Below are 14,762 nucleotides of genomic sequence, written 5' to 3'. Positions count from 1 at the left end.
TTTTTTTGTTGCTTATATCGCCACTGCTTCTGCCGATAAGCAAGTACGGCAGGAAAAAAGCGATGAGCAACAAGGTCATGCCAAAGTAGCTTGCTAATGTGATGCAATTTTTTTGCCCCTACTCCCGCTGAAGACTGTCCACAGGCTAGGCTTCTGTAGAAATTCGCCAAAGACGTAAAGGTTATTGGACATGCGCATTTTTATTACCGGCGGAGCCGGTTTCATTGGTTCAGCGCTCATTCGTCATCTGATCAGCGCGACTGAACACGAGGTGCTCAACCTCGACAAGCTGACCTATGCCGGTAACCTTGAGTCGTTGACCTGTATTGCAACCGACACTCGCTATGAGTTCGTCCAGGCCGACATTGCTGACCAGGCTACCGTCAGCGCCGTGCTAAAACGGTTCCAGCCCCATGCCATCATGCACCTGGCAGCGGAGTCCCATGTCGACCGTTCTATCGATGGTCCGGCCCAGTTCATCCAGACCAATATCGTCGGCACTTACGCCTTGCTCGAAGCGACCCGCGCCTATTGGCTCTCGCTGCCTGACGACGAGCGAGCCGCGTTTCGCTTCCACCACATCTCCACCGACGAGGTGTACGGCGACCTGCATGGCATCGATGACCTGTTCACTGAGTCCACACCGTATGCGCCTAGTTCTCCGTATTCGGCAAGCAAGGCGGCGTCCGATCACCTGGTGCGCGCCTGGCAGCGCACCTATGGCCTGCCAGTGCTGATCACCAACTGCTCAAACAACTACGGCCCCTATCATTTCCCGGAAAAGCTGATTCCGCTGGTGATTCTCAATGCCTTGGCGGGCAAGCCCTTGCCCGTGTACGGCAACGGCCTGCAGGTGCGCGACTGGTTGTTCGTTGAGGACCATGCCCGCGCCCTGCTCAAGGTGGTAACTGAAGGAACGGTGGGTGAGACGTTTAACATTGGCGGACACAACGAGCAGAAAAACATCGATGTGGTACGCAGCATCTGCGCGCTGCTTGAAGAACTCGCGCCCAACCGCCCGCAAGGCGTTGAACACTACGCAGACCTGATCACCTTCGTACAGGACCGCCCTGGCCACGACCTGCGCTACGCCATCGACGCCAGCAAGATCGAGCGTGAGCTGGGCTGGGTGCCCGAGGAAACGTTCGCATCCGGTCTGCGCAAAACCGTGCAGTGGTACCTGGACAATCTGGAGTGGTGCCAACGGGTTCAAGACGGGAGCTACCAAGGCCAGCGCCTTGGTACCAACAATTTCAAGGATCTTATTGCATGACCAAAGGTATCGTTCTGGCAGGCGGCTCCGGAACCCGCTTGCATCCCATCACCCTGGGTGTCTCCAAACAACTGCTGCCCATCTATGACAAACCGATGATCTATTACCCGATCTCGGTCCTCATGCTTGCCGGTATTCGGGAAATTCTGCTGATCTCTACCCCGCAGGACTTACCCCAGTACCGTCAGTTGTTCGGAGACGGAAGCCAATTTGGTATCCATATCAGTTATGCAGAACAGCCCACTCCCGACGGGTTGGCTCAGGCCTTCCTGATTGGTGAGGCGTTCATCGGCAACGATTCGGTGTGCCTGATCCTGGGTGACAACATCTTTCACGGACAAGGATTCAGCGAACAGTTGTTGCGGGCGGTCAGCCACGAAAGCGGCGCGACTGTATTCGGCTATTGGGTCAAGGACCCGGAGCGATTCGGGGTCGTCGACTTCGATACGCAGGGCCGGGCACTTTCGATTGAAGAGAAGCCACAGCAACCGAAATCGAACTATGCCGTTACCGGCCTGTATTTTTATGACAACGACGTGGTTGCCATCGCCAAGCAGGTCAGGCCGTCTGCCCGCGGAGAACTTGAGATAACCGACATCACCAACGCATACCTCAAGCGTGGTGACCTGCGGGTAGAACGGTTCGGGCGGGGTTTTGCCTGGCTCGATACCGGCACACACGAGAGCCTGCTGGACGCCTCGCAGTACGTTCAGACAATCGAGAACAGGCAGGGCCTGAAAGTAGCCTGCCTGGAAGAAATTGCCTTTCAGAAGGGCTGGATCTGTCGCGAACGCCTGTCTGAAAAGGCCAAGGCGCTGGCTAAAACCGGCTACGGCCAATACCTCTACAAACTGCTCGAAGAACAGCAATGAACGTCATCCCCACACGCTTACCCGGCGTACTTATCATTGAGCCCAAGGTGTTCGAAGACCCTCGCGGCTTTTTCTATGAAAGTTTCAATGCGCAGGCGTTTGAGCAGCAAACCGGCGTCAGCACAACGTTTGTCCAAGACAACCACTCCGCATCGCATCGGGGCGTGCTGCGGGGTCTGCACTATCAGGTCGAAAACTCCCAAGGCAAGCTGGTACGCGTCATCCATGGCGAAGTACTGGATGTTGTAGTTGATGTACGCCGAAGTTCTGCCACGTTCGGGCAATGGATCGCCACACGCTTGTCTGCACAGAATCGTCGCCAGATCTGGATACCAGAGACCTTTGCCCACGGTTTTCTGGTACTCAGCGACAAAGCCGAGTTCCTCTACAAGACCACGGCTTACTACAACCCGGCGGCCGAGCGCTGCATTCGCTGGGACGACCCGGATCTGGCAATTGACTGGCAGCTGGAAGAGCAGCCAGTGCTTTCCGCCAAGGATCAGCAAGGGCAATGGTTCAAAGATTCAGAGCTGTTGCCATGACCGGTCCGCAGCCGAGAATTCTCATTAGTGGCCAGCATGGCCAGGTGTCACGGGAACTGCAGTTGAGCCTGCGCAGCTTGGGGACGATCCATGCGCTGGACCGCAATGCGCTGGACCTTACTCAACCGGAGCAAATCCGCAGTTACATCAGGGCCATCGCCCCGGACCTGATCATCAACGCCGCCGCCCACACGGCGGTGGACCAGGCCGAAAGCGAACCGGACCTGGCGTTTGCGATCAATGCTCAGGCGCCAGGCATCTTTGCCGAAGAAGCTGCGCGCCTTAATATTCCACTGATCCATTACTCCACCGACTACGTATTCGACGGTAACAAGGCGACGCCCTACACCGAAGATGATGCACCGAACCCGCTGGGCGTCTACGGTCGAAGCAAACTGGCGGGTGAGCAGGCCATTACCGCCGTGGGCGGCCAGCATCTGATCCTGCGCACCAGTTGGATATACTCGCGACACGGCCGTAACTTTCTGCTGACCATGCAGCGCCTGCTCCAGGAAAAGCCGCAACTTCGCGTCGTCGCTGACCAGATCGGGGCACCGACCTGGGCCGGCACCGTTGCCCACAGTACGCGCCTGCTAATTGAACGCTGGCAGAACGGCTTGGGCGGTGAATGGGGCATTTATCACCTGACCGCGCAAGGTGAAACTTCCTGGTTCGGTTTTGCCCAGGCCATTGCTGACCAGCTCAAAGTTCTTGGGTTGCCGTGTGCTGAGCTGCTGCCCATTCCTTCACGCGACTACCCGACGCCGGCGCAACGCCCCCTGAACTCGCGACTGGACTGCAGTCGCCTGCAACGCCAATGGCAGGTCACCCAGCCACACTGGCAGCAGGCGCTGATCGACTGCCTGAAGTAGCGCATAATGCGCCAGTACTTTCTGGCGCAGTTGCGATGACCATGATTCCACCTCTTCCCCGCCGCCCTCGCTGGCGCAGCCTGGCACTGCTGGCGATTTGCCTGGCGCCGTTGCTATGGCCTTTGCAGCACCTTGCCAAACACTATTACCAGCAAGAGCTGGCCGGGCAGAACCGCCAGACCCAGGACCTGTACGTCGCCAACCTGCTGGGCATCCTGCACCGCTACGAAACCCTGCCGCAGATCCTTGGCGACCTGCCCGCCCTGCGCGCCGTGCTGGCTGACCCGCTACGCCTGGAAAGCCTGACCAACGCCAACCGCCTGCTCAAAGACATCGCCACCCAGACCGGCGCCGAAGTCATGTACCTGATGGACACCAGGGGCAACACCCTGGCGGCCTCCAACTGGGACAAGCGCGACAGCTTCGTCGGCCGCAATTTTGCCTACCGGCCTTACTACACCGAAGCTATTGCCGGGCGCCTGGGGCGCTTTTTCGGCCAGGGCACCACCTCGGCCAAACGCGGCTATTTCTTTGCCGCTGCGGTGCATGATCGCGAACAGATAATCGGTGTACTGGTGGTCAAGGTCGACCTCGACCACACCGAGAACCTGTGGGGCAAGACGCCCGAACAGCTGTTGGTTACCGACCACAATGGTGTAGTGATCCTCACCTCGCGTCCTGACTGGCGTTTCCGCGCTACGCGGCCACTGACCGAGGCCGAGCGCGAGGCGATCGTCGCGATCCGGCTCTACCCGACACAAGAACCGCAACCACTGAATCTCAACACCGACGCCTGGCTGATCCAGACCCAGGACATCGAGGAGACGGGCTGGCAAGTCAGCATCCTCGCCCCGCGAACCCTGATTGACCGCTCGGTAAACACTGTATTGGCCATCGGCGCCGCAGCCTTGCTGGTATTGATGCTGTTGCTCGGTCTGATGATGCAGCGTCGGCGCCATTACATCGAACGCATCGACTTCGAAGCCCACGCCCGCCACGAGCTGGAAAAGCGCGTAATGGAACGCACCGCCGACCTCGAGGGCCTGAACAGTCGCCTCAAAGACGAGGTACTGGAGCGCGAACAGGCCCAGCAGGAGCTGGTGCGGGCCCAGGACGAACTGGTCCAGGCCGGAAAACTGTCGGTGCTGGGGACCATGTCGGCGAGCATCAGCCATGAGCTCAACCAACCCCTGGCGGCGATCCGCAGCTACGCCGAAAACGCCGAGATTCTTCTCGACCATCAGCGCACCGATGACGCCCGCAGCAACCTTAAACTGATCAGCGAGCTGACCGGGCGCATGGCCTCGATCATCGCCCACCTGCGCGCCTTTGCCCGTCGCGACCGCCACGCGCCGGAGAGTGTCGCGCTGCAGCCGGCGCTGGATGACGCCCTGGCCTTGCTGGCCAAACGTCGGCGGGCCATGGCCGTGGACCTGGTACGCGACCTGCCGGATGCCACGCTGTGGGTCCAGGCCGGTGAAACCCGCCTGCGCCAGGTGCTCGGCAACCTGTTGGCCAACGCCCTCGATGCCCTGACCGAAAAAGCCAACCCGCGAAAACTCTGGCTAAGTGCCGAACAGCGCGAGGGCTACGTCTACCTGTACATTCGCGACAATGGCCCAGGCTTTAGCAGTGAAGCGCTGGCCCGCGCCCGCGAACCGTTTTTTACCACCAAGACGCGTACCCAGGGCCTTGGCCTGGGCCTGGCAATCTGCGACACCTTGATGCGTGCCCTGGGCGGCGAACTGCTGCTCGGCAACCACCCTGAAGGCGGCGCACTGCTGACCCTTAAACTGCGCGTCGCCACCCCAGGCGCCAACCTGCAACCTCCGGAGGACACATCGGCATGACCACCGAGCCGCTCATCGACAGCCGTGTACAGGTGATACTGGTCGATGACGACCCGCACCTGCTCCAGGCCCTGAGCCAGACCCTGGATCTTGCCGGTCTGAAAGTCCTGCCCCTGAGCGACGCGCAGAATCTGGCCGGGCGCATTGAACACGACTGGCCCGGCGTGGTGGTCAGCGATATCCGCATGCCGGGTATCGACGGCCTGCAACTGCTCCAGCAGGTACACGCGCAAGACCCGGAATTGCCGGTGCTGCTGATCACCGGTCACGGCGACGTACCGTTGGCAGTACAGGCCATGCGCGCCGGTGCCTATGACTTTCTTGAAAAACCGTTCGCCAGCGACGCCTTGCTCGACAGCGTGCGCCGTGCCCTGGCCCTGCGCCGCCTGGTGCTGGACAACCGCAGCCTGCGCCTGGCCCTGAGCGACCGTCAGCAGCTGAGCGCCCGCCTGGTCGGCCAGTCAGCGCCCATGCTGCGCCTGCGCGAACAGATCGGCGCGCTGGCCGGTACCCGTGCCGATGTACTGATCCTCGGTGAAACCGGCGCCGGCAAGGAAGTCGTTGCCCGCGCCCTGCATGACCTGTCGAGCCGACGCGACGGCCCGTTCGTGGCCATCAACGCCGGTGCCCTGGCCGAGTCGGTGGTCGAAAGTGAACTGTTCGGCCACGAGCCAGGCGCCTTCACTGGCGCCCAGAAGCGTCGCATCGGCAAATTCGAATTCGCCAATGGTGGCACGCTGTTCCTCGATGAAATCGAAAGCATGAGCCTGGATGTGCAGGTCAAACTGCTGCGCCTGCTCCAGGAGCGAGTGGTTGAACGCCTCGGCGGTAACCAGCAGATCCCGCTCGATATCCGCATCATCGCCGCCACCAAGGAAGACCTGCGCCAGTCCGCTGACCATGGGCGCTTTCGGGCCGACCTTTACTACCGGCTGAATGTTGCACCCTTGCGCATCCCGCCACTTCGCGAGCGCGGCGACGACATTCTGGTGTTGTTCCAGCATTTCGCCGGCGCCGCCAGCGAACGCCATGGCTTGCCAGCCAACAGCCTGCAACCGGCGCAACGCGCGCTGTTGCTGCGCCACACCTGGCCGGGCAACGTGCGCGAGCTGCAGAACGTCGCCGAGCGTTTCGCCCTGGGTCTGGAACTGGCCCTCGATGGCCAGGCCCCCGAGCCGTCTCAGCCACAGGCGGTCACTGTCGGCAGCGGCAACCTCAGCGAGCAGGTTGAACACTTCGAACGTTCACTGATTGCCGCCGAGCTGGCCCAACCGCACAGCTCGATGCGCAGCCTGGCCGAAGCCCTGGGCATACCCCGCAAGACCTTGCACGACAAACTGCGCAAGCACGGCCTGAGCTTCGCCGACAGTAACGCCAGCACTGACGACCTAGAGGAGAACCGCCCATGACCACGGACAGCCACTACCTGGAATCGGTGCTGCACGGTGATATCCCGCTGACCCGCGAAATGGGTTTGCAGGTGCTCGACTGGCAGCAGCAGACCCTGCGCCTGCAACTGCCGCTGGCGGCCAACGTCAACCACAAGAGCACCATGTTTGGCGGCAGCCTGTACTGTGCGGCGGTGCTGGTGGGTTGGGGCTGGCTGCACCTGCGCCTGCGTGAAGCAGGCATCGACGATGGCCACATCGTCATTCAGGAAGGGCAGATCAGCTATCCGCTACCGGTGACCGGCGCGGCAATCGCCATGTGCCAGGCGCCGGAGGAAAAAGTCTGGGAGCGCTTCGTTGCCACCTACCAGCGCCGCGGCCGGGCGCGCCTCAACCTGCAAACGCAGGTCAACAACGCCGGCAGTGATGAGGCCGCCGTGCTGTTCAGCGGCCAGTACGTGCTACATCGTTGAGGCCAGCTGCAACAGCTTGCCGCGCCACGGCGCGGCGGCCGGCAACGCCAGGAAAAACGGATTGAGCAACGATTCACGCGGCGGGTAGGTAAAGGCCTGGCCATCCAGGCCGAGCACCTCGCCGCCAGCCCCTTCCAGCACTCCTTGCGCCGCAGCGGTGTCCCACTGCGAGGTTGGCGCCAGCCGCGGGTAGCAATCTGCCGTACCTTCGGCCAGCAGGCAGAACTTAAGCGAACTGCCGATGTTGGCCAGCGCCAGCTCACCCACGGCAGCGCTGAGGCCGGCCAGCAGCGCTTCTTGCTGCGGGCTGGAGTGACGACGACTGGCGACTACGGTAAAGGCCGAGCCGGCTGCCGGGGCCTGACGCACTTGAATGGCCCGGGCCTGGCCATCGGCCTCTTCCAGCCAGGCACCAAGCGCGCTGCCGCCGTAGTAGCAACGGCCAGTGGTGGGGATGGCCACCACGCCGAACACCACCCGCCCCTGCTCGACCAGCGCGATGTTGACGGTGAACTCTTCCGTCCCGGCGATGAACTCCTTGGTGCCATCAAGCGGATCAACCAGCCACCAGCGCGTCCACTGCTGGCGTTCAGCCAAGGCAATGCCGCAGTCTTCTTCCGACAGCACCGGAATCTCGGGGGCCAACGCCTGCAGGCCCTTGGCAATAACCTCATGGGCGGCCAGGTCAGCTGCAGTCACTGGCGACTCATCGGCCTTGGTGGTCACGGCTACATCCGCCCGCCAGAACGGCAGGATGGCAGCGCCCGCCTGACGCGCCAGCGCGACCACCTGTTGCATCAACTGCTGGTCACTCATGCGCTGAAAACTCCGCGCTGGGTCAGCAGGTCACGTACCAGGTACAGCGCCGCCAACGCTCGTCCTTCGGAAAACTGCGGGTGCTGGGCCAGGGCCGAAAGCTCGCGCAGGCTGACCTTGTCGACCCGCATCGGCTCAGGCTCGTCGCCCTCCAGCCGCTCTTCGTACAGATCGGAGGCCAGCACCACCTGAATCTTCTGGCTCATGTAGCCCGGCGACAACGACAGCTCGGTGAGGTGTTCAAGCTGGCGCGCGCCATAGCCGGCTTCTTCCTTGAGCTCGCGGTTGGCGGCCGCCAACACGTCTTCACCGGGCTCGATCAAGCCTTTGGGCAACGACAGCTCGTATTCATCCGTGCCACCGCAATACTCCTCGACCAGCACCGCATGCTCGGCATCGAGCATCGCCACGATCATCACCGCACCGTAGCCATTTCCGCGCCCTACCAGCCGCTCATAGGTACGCTCGTTGCCGTTGGCAAAGCGCAGTTGCACGGCTTCAACCCGAAACAGGCGGCTGCTGGCGACAATCTCGCGAGAAAGGACGGTGGGTTTCTGGCGCATGGGGCGGCTCCTTGGCATGAACGGGTTACTATACCGTGGCTTGCCCGGCCGCTGCTGCCCTGACTGTCCGAGAATTTCATATGCCCGTTTTAGCCTGGTCCACCATCGACACCGTTCTGCTGGACATGGACGGCACACTGCTCGACCTGCATTTCGACAACCACTTCTGGCTAGAACACCTGCCGCAGCGCTACGCCGACCTGCACGGCATCAGCCGGGCCATGGCAGAGCTCGAGCTGCAACCGTTGTTCGAGCAGAACGCGGGCTCGCTGAACTGGTACTGCCTGGATTTCTGGAGCCGCGAACTCAACCTGCCGATTCGCGAGCTGAAGCTGGAAACTGCCCACCTGATAGCCTTGCGCCCGGATGCCGATACGTTCCTGCAGGCGATCAAGCAGGCCGGCAAGCGGGTGATCCTGATCACCAACGCGCACCGCGACTCGCTGTCACTGAAACTGGAAAAGGTGGAGTTGGCGCCGTACTTCGAACGGTTGATCAGCTCCCACGACTACGGCTTCCCCAAGGAGAATCCACAGTTCTGGGAAGCGCTGCAGGCCGATATCGGTTTTGCACCAGAACGCAGCCTGTTTATCGACGACACCTTGTCGATACTGCGCAGCGCCCGCGACTTCGGCGTGGCGCACCTGCTTGCGGTGCGCCAGCCGGACAGCCGCAAAGGGCCGCGTGATACCGAGGAGTTCGCCGCCGTTGAGGACTACCGGGCACTGCTCGAAGGGCTTTGAGGCTTACTCGGGAATGCGCAGCGTCTGGCCCGGGTAGATTTTATCCGGGTGGCTGAGCAGTGGCTTGTTGGCCTCGAAGATCTTGTTGTACTGGTTGGCATTGCCGTACACCGCAAGGGAAATGGCGCTCAGGGTGTCGCCTTTTTTCACCACGACAAAGCGCGCGGCCGCAACAACCGGGCCGGTAACGGTGATCTGGTCGTCTACCGAGGCCACACCGGCAATGTTACCCAGGGCCAGCAGGATCTTCTCTTTCTCTTCCTGGCTGGCCACCTCACCGGTGACGGTAACCTTGTCGCCCTCCACCGTGGTCTGCACGTTCGGATTACCCAGCCCGACCTTCGCCACGTGGTCCTTCAACTGCTCGCTGGCATTGGCATTACCTGGGGTCAACAGGTCGACGATTTTCTCGCCGGCTTCTTTGATGAAACTGAAAATGCTCATACCGCTCTCCTTGGTGTTGAATCTCGGAGCCTGGAGTCTAGGACAGGTTAGAATGCTGCGCCTGCTTTGTGCCGAGGAGCGACGATGGACATCAAACAACTCAAATTCCTCATCGCCCTGGATGAAACCCGCCACTTTGGCCAGGCCGCCGCCCGCTGCCATGTGACCCAGCCCACCCTGTCGATGCGCCTGCGCAACCTGGAGCAGGAGCTGGACCTGGCACTGGTCAACCGTGGCCAGCGCTTTGAAGGCTTCACCGCGCAAGGTGAGCGCGTGCTGGCCTGGGCTCGCTCGGTCATCGCCGCCTACGACGGCCTGCAGGCCGAAGCCGCCGCCTGTCGCGGGCACCTGGTCGGCAACCTGCGCCTGGGCGTGGTGCCGCTGTCGAGCTTTGACCCGATGCCCCTGCTGCAACGCCTGCACCAACGCCACCCGGACCTGAACTTTGAACTCAGCGCGCTGAGTTCCGAGCAGATCCTAGAGCAGCTCAGCAGCAATCGCCTGGACCTCGGCGTGTCCTACCTCGAACGGCTCGACAACGAGCGCTTCCTGTCCTTGCCGTTGGGCGAAACGCGCCTGGGCCTGTTGTATGACCCGGCGCACTTCAGCTTCGACGATCAACCATTGAGCTGGCAGACCGTAAGCACGCTGCCACTGGGGTTGCTCACCGCCGGCATGCATTTTCGCCAGTCGATTGATCACAATTTCAACAGCCGCGGCCTGCAACCGCGCCTGGTGGTGCAGACCGACGCCGTCCATCAGTTGGCCCAGGCCGTCAGTGGCGGCTTGTGTTGCGCGATCATGCCGCTGGCGGCGGGCCTTGAGGGGCTGACCGAGCGGTTGCGCCTGCAGCCGATCGATCAGGCCAGCACACTGGCCCCGCTGGGCCTGATCATGCGCCGTACGGCGCCACGCTCGGCCCTGGCCGAAGCGTGTCTGGCCGAATTTCAGGCGCTGCAAAGCGGTGCGTGATCGACGCCATCTATCACGGCATCAGGATTAGCGATTAGACGATACCCGAGCGCCAGCCTAGGCTTAAATCAGACTAGCCGCCGGTATCTCTGATGAGCACAAAACCTCCGGCCTGCGCAGCGTCCGTCCCCCTGACTGCGCCCGCGGCCAGCAACCGCTATGACTACAGCCAACTGACCGATGACAGCCAGGCCAGTACCGCGCTGGCCGAAGAAGTCGCCCTGGCCATTGCCTACAACGGCATCAACCAGGCGGTAATGCTGGTCAGCCCGACGGACCTTGAAGACTTCATCGTCGGCTTCAGCCTGGGCAGCGGCATCATTGCCTCGCCCGACGAAATCTACGACCTCAAGCTCAATAGCCGCGACAGCGCCATCAGTGCCGAGGTGGAAATCGCCAGCCGGGCGTTCTGGAACCTCAAGAACCAGCGCCGGCAGCTGGCCGGTACCAGTGGCTGCGGCCTGTGCGGGGTCGAAGCCCTGGAGCAGGCCCTGCCCGAGCTCAGTGTGCTGCCTGGCGCCCCCCTGCCGCCGGCGCACTGGCTCGACGGCCTGCGCCAACGCATTGATGCCTTCCAGCCCCTGGGCCAGCACTGCGGTGCCGTGCATGCCGCCCTGTTCATGAACAACCAGGGCGAATTGTTGCTGGGCCGCGAAGACATTGGCCGGCACAACGCGCTGGACAAGCTGATCGGCGCCCTGCTGCGCCAGCACATCAGCCTTGATGGCGGCCTGGCCATTGTCACCAGCCGCTGCAGTCTGGAGCTGATCCAGAAAGTCTTGCGGGCCGGCATCCAGACCCTGGTCAGCCTGTCGTCCCCCACCGGCTTGGCCCTGCAATGGGCACGCCGACATAACCTCAACCTGATCCATTTGCCTAAGCACAGTGCACCACGGGTTTTCAGCCCCGTGCTGGAGAACCCATCGTGAGCCTGCATCACCAAGCCGACCAAAAGCCCGTACCCCGCTACAAGCCTTACCATGGCGCCGCTGGTGGCTGGGGGGCGCTACGCAGCGTGGCCCAGGCGTGGATCGGCAGCGACAACGCCCTGAAGAACATTCGCGCCCTGCTCAAAACCAACCAGAACGGCGGGTTTGATTGCCCGGGCTGTGCCTGGGGCGACTCGCCGGAAAGCGGCATGGTCAAGTTCTGCGAGAACGGCGCCAAGGCAGTGAACTGGGAAGCCACCAAACGCCGTGTCGATGCCGCTTTCTTTGCGCGCCACAGTGTCACCTCACTGTTGACCCAAAGTGACTACTGGCTTGAGTACCAGGGGCGCCTGACCGAGCCCATGGTTTACGAACCGAGTAGCGACCGCTACCGGCCGATTGACTGGGACGCAGCGTTCGCGCTGATCGCCGAGCACCTGCACGCGCTGGAAAGCCCGGACCAGGCCGAGTTCTACACTTCGGGCCGGGCCAGCAACGAAGCGGCCTACCTGTATCAGCTGTTCGTGCGCGCCTATGGCACCAACAACTTCCCCGACTGCTCGAACATGTGCCACGAGGCCAGCGGTGTCGCCCTGAGCCAGAGTGTCGGGGTCGGCAAGGGCACCGTGACCTTTGACGACTTCGAACACGCCGACGCCATTTTCGTCTGGGGCCAGAACCCTGGCACTAACCATCCGCGCATGCTTGAACCGCTGCGCGAAGCGGTCAAGCGTGGTGCCCAGGTTGTGTGCATCAACCCGCTCAAGGAACGCGGCCTGGAGCGCTTCCAGCACCCGCAGCACCCGCTGGAGATGCTCACCAACGGCGACCGCCCGACCAACACAGCGTATTTCCGTCCGGCACTGGGCGGCGACATGGCGGTGCTGCGCGGCATGGCCAAGTACTTGTTGCAGTGGGAACGTGAAGCCCAGGCCAGCAACGCCCCGGCGGTGTTCGACCATGACTTCCTCAACCAGCACACCCAAGGTGTACTCGATTACCTCGCCGCCGTGGACGATACCCCGTGGGCGCACATCGAGGCTCAGTCCGGCTTGAACCTGGCTGAAATCGAGCAAGCCGCACGGATGTACTGCAAGGCCAAAAAAGTCATCATGTGCTGGGCCATGGGCATCACCCAGCACCGTCACTCGGTGGCGACCATCCAGGAAATCGCCAACCTCATGCTGCTGCGCGGCAACCTCGGTACACCGGGTGCCGGCCTGTGCCCGGTGCGCGGCCACAGCAACGTACAGGGCGACCGCACCATGGGCATCAACGAGCGTCCGCCGGTGGCCTTGCTCGATGCCCTGGAGCGGCGCTTCCAGTTCCAGGTGCCGCGCCACGACGGCCACAACACCGTTGAAGCGATCGGCGCCATGCTTGCCGGCAAGGCCAAGGTATTCATTGCGCTGGGTGGCAATTTTGCCCAGGCGACACCCGACACCGAACGTACCGCCCAGGCCCTGCGCAGTTGCAAACTGACGGTACAGATCAGCACCAAGCTCAATCGCAGCCACTTGATGCACGGCAAGCAGGCACTGATCCTGCCGTGCCTGGGTCGAACCGACATCGATATGCAAAGCGAAGGCCCGCAAGCGGTCACGGTGGAAGACTCATTCAGCATGGTCCATGCCTCCAACGGCCAGCTCAAGCCGTTGTCACGGCACATGCGTTCAGAGCCGGCGGTGATTGCCGGCATCGCGGCGGCGACGCTGGGTTCAAAACCCGTCGACTGGCACTGGCTGGTGGCTGACTACGGACGCATTCGCGACCTGATCGCCGACACCATTCCAGGCTTTACCGACTTCAACCAGCGCCTGGAACACCCCGGTGGCTTCTACCTGGGCAGCAGCGCCGGCCAGCGGCAATGGAAAACCGCCAGCGGCCGCGCCAACTTCAAAGCCAATAGCCTGCCGGATGACCTGCTGCACGAACGCGTGCGGGCGACCGGGCAGGTGCCGGACCTGATCATGCAGTCGATGCGCTCGCACGATCAGTACAACACTACGATCTACGGCCTCGATGACCGCTACCGTGGGGTCAAGGGCCAACGCGACGTGCTGTTTGTGAACGAGGCCGACATCATTCGCCTGGGCTTTCACCCGGGGCAGAAAGCCGACATCGTGTCGCTGTGGAGCGATGGCTGTGAACGTCGGGTCAAGGGCTTCACCTTGCTGGCGTTTGACATTCCGGCCGGACAAGCCGCGGCCTACTATCCGGAGGTCAATCCGCTGGTGCCGCTGGAAAGTGTTGGCGATGGCAGCCACACACCGACCTCGAAATTCGTCGCGATCAAACTGGAAGCGGCCAGCGACAATGCCAGAATCCTCTGACAGAATACTTGGCTAACGCGCACAAAAAAGGCCCTGAAAATGATCTCAGGGCCTTGTCTCAAGTAAGCTCAGACAGCCAAAAATCAAGAAAGTTTCACAGCTAAAACAGTAACTTAGAGAATTGTGTACAACTCGTGTTACTCGTCGGATTTCCATTGCCAGCCCCCTCCTCCAGCCTCAGGATCGCCTCGTCATCCTTATGAGGCTCTCTTGATGAAGTACTCCTCGATTCTGTTGTTGTCCCTCAGCCTGCTCAGTGGCGTTGCCTCAGCAGGTGGCACCACCGAAGCCGGCATCGGCGGCGCATTGGGTGGGGTACTGGGCTCAGTGGTCGGTAACTCGATCGGTGGCAGCACCGGCTCCACGATCGGCGCAGGCCTTGGCGGCGCGGCAGGTAGTGCCGTAGGCGCGAACAAGCACAGCCGTGGCGAAGCGGCCATCGGTGGCGCCCTGGGCGCAGCTGGCGGTAACGCGATCGGCCGTAGCGTCGGTGGTACCACGGGCGGTTACATGGGTGCAGCCGCAGGTGGCGGTGCCGGTGGTGCCCTGGGTAACTACATGGGCAAAGAAGCCGACAAAGAAGACCGTCACTACAGCAACCGTGGCTACGACGACCGTCGCTACTACCGTGACCGTGGTCACCACTACGGCCACCGCAAGCACAAGAAGCACTGGCGTCACCGCTAAGCGCG

The 14,762-nt window shown here is 62.0% G+C and carries 15 protein-coding genes; 12 read left to right on the top strand and 3 right to left on the bottom strand.

Annotated features, from left to right (window positions below; all coding sequences use genetic code 11):
- Positions 1-190 precede the first annotated feature (190 nt).
- Genes rfbB through I5S59_RS15775 form a run of 7 tightly spaced genes read left to right on the top strand, consistent with a single transcriptional unit; the run spans position 191 to position 7,270 of the window.
- The gene (rfbB, locus tag I5S59_RS15805; RefSeq protein ID WP_197877465.1) at positions 191-1,273 is read left to right on the top strand and encodes a dTDP-glucose 4,6-dehydratase; all 1,083 of its coding nucleotides are present in this window, start codon (positions 191-193) and stop codon (positions 1,271-1,273) included.
- Complete coding sequence (gene rfbA / locus I5S59_RS15800) at positions 1,270-2,145, top strand: glucose-1-phosphate thymidylyltransferase RfbA (RefSeq protein WP_197877464.1); 876 nt, start codon at positions 1,270-1,272, stop codon at positions 2,143-2,145. Before rfbB ends, rfbA begins: the two co-directional genes overlap by 4 nt.
- Complete coding sequence (gene rfbC, locus I5S59_RS15795; protein WP_197877463.1) at positions 2,142-2,687, top strand: dTDP-4-dehydrorhamnose 3,5-epimerase; 546 nt, start codon at positions 2,142-2,144, stop codon at positions 2,685-2,687. Before rfbA ends, rfbC begins: the two co-directional genes overlap by 4 nt.
- Positions 2,684-3,559, top strand: coding sequence for a dTDP-4-dehydrorhamnose reductase (gene rfbD / locus I5S59_RS15790; RefSeq protein WP_197877462.1), 876 nt, complete (start codon positions 2,684-2,686; stop codon positions 3,557-3,559). The genes rfbC and rfbD overlap by 4 nt, the downstream gene beginning before the upstream one ends.
- A gap of 35 nt (positions 3,560-3,594) precedes the next feature.
- Entirely contained in the window at positions 3,595-5,409 is a 1,815-nt protein-coding gene (locus I5S59_RS15785) for a sensor histidine kinase (protein ID WP_197877461.1), read from the top strand.
- Positions 5,406-6,818 carry a sigma-54-dependent transcriptional regulator gene (locus I5S59_RS15780; protein ID WP_197877460.1) on the top strand — a complete coding sequence of 471 codons (1,413 nt, stop codon included), beginning with the start codon at positions 5,406-5,408 and terminating at the stop codon, positions 6,816-6,818. Before I5S59_RS15785 ends, I5S59_RS15780 begins: the two co-directional genes overlap by 4 nt.
- Positions 6,815-7,270: a YiiD C-terminal domain-containing protein gene (locus tag I5S59_RS15775; protein ID WP_197877459.1), complete on the top strand. Its 456-nt coding sequence runs from the start codon at positions 6,815-6,817 to the stop codon at positions 7,268-7,270. The genes I5S59_RS15780 and I5S59_RS15775 overlap by 4 nt, the downstream gene beginning before the upstream one ends.
- Here I5S59_RS15775 and cysQ read toward each other — a convergent pair.
- Both cysQ and nudE read right to left on the bottom strand, forming a co-directional pair.
- Complete coding sequence (cysQ, locus tag I5S59_RS15770) at positions 7,259-8,086, bottom strand: 3'(2'),5'-bisphosphate nucleotidase CysQ (RefSeq protein ID WP_197877458.1); 828 nt, start codon at positions 8,084-8,086, stop codon at positions 7,259-7,261. The two genes, I5S59_RS15775 and cysQ, sit on opposite strands and share 12 nt — an antisense overlap.
- Positions 8,083-8,649: an ADP compounds hydrolase NudE gene (nudE, locus tag I5S59_RS15765; protein ID WP_197877457.1), complete on the bottom strand. Its 567-nt coding sequence runs from the start codon at positions 8,647-8,649 to the stop codon at positions 8,083-8,085. Before nudE ends, cysQ begins: the two co-directional genes overlap by 4 nt.
- An 80-nt stretch (positions 8,650-8,729) precedes the next feature.
- Between nudE and yrfG the strand changes: the two genes are divergently transcribed.
- Positions 8,730-9,392, top strand: a complete 663-nt coding sequence (yrfG, locus tag I5S59_RS15760; protein ID WP_197877456.1) for a GMP/IMP nucleotidase — start codon at positions 8,730-8,732, stop codon at positions 9,390-9,392.
- Positions 9,393-9,395: 3 nt separating this feature from the next.
- Here yrfG and lysM read toward each other — a convergent pair whose 3' ends face one another.
- Positions 9,396-9,836, bottom strand: coding sequence for a peptidoglycan-binding protein LysM (gene lysM / locus I5S59_RS15755; RefSeq protein ID WP_197877455.1), 441 nt, complete (start codon positions 9,834-9,836; stop codon positions 9,396-9,398).
- An 84-nt stretch (positions 9,837-9,920) separates the two neighbouring features.
- On the opposite strand from lysM, the gene I5S59_RS15750 reads away from it, so the two are divergent.
- From I5S59_RS15750 to I5S59_RS15735, 4 genes are all read left to right on the top strand, one after another.
- Complete coding sequence (locus I5S59_RS15750) at positions 9,921-10,808, top strand: LysR family transcriptional regulator (protein ID WP_197877454.1); 888 nt, start codon at positions 9,921-9,923, stop codon at positions 10,806-10,808.
- A gap of 92 nt (positions 10,809-10,900) precedes the next feature.
- Positions 10,901-11,737, top strand: coding sequence for a formate dehydrogenase accessory sulfurtransferase FdhD (gene fdhD, locus I5S59_RS15745; protein ID WP_128323274.1), 837 nt, complete (start codon positions 10,901-10,903; stop codon positions 11,735-11,737).
- Positions 11,734-14,070, top strand: coding sequence for an FdhF/YdeP family oxidoreductase (locus I5S59_RS15740; protein ID WP_197877453.1), 2,337 nt, complete (start codon positions 11,734-11,736; stop codon positions 14,068-14,070). Before fdhD ends, I5S59_RS15740 begins: the two co-directional genes overlap by 4 nt.
- Positions 14,071-14,280: 210 nt before the next feature.
- Complete coding sequence (locus I5S59_RS15735) at positions 14,281-14,757, top strand: glycine zipper domain-containing protein (RefSeq protein ID WP_197877452.1); 477 nt, start codon at positions 14,281-14,283, stop codon at positions 14,755-14,757.
- The last annotated feature ends 5 nt before the right edge of the window (positions 14,758-14,762 follow it).

Origin of the sequence: Pseudomonas alkylphenolica (genome assembly GCF_016009175.1) — a bacterium.
GTDB classification, from domain to species: domain Bacteria; phylum Pseudomonadota; class Gammaproteobacteria; order Pseudomonadales; family Pseudomonadaceae; genus Aquipseudomonas; species Aquipseudomonas alkylphenolica_B.
Note: the sequence above shows the minus strand (reverse complement) of the source record. Positions and strands in the feature narration are given on the sequence as shown.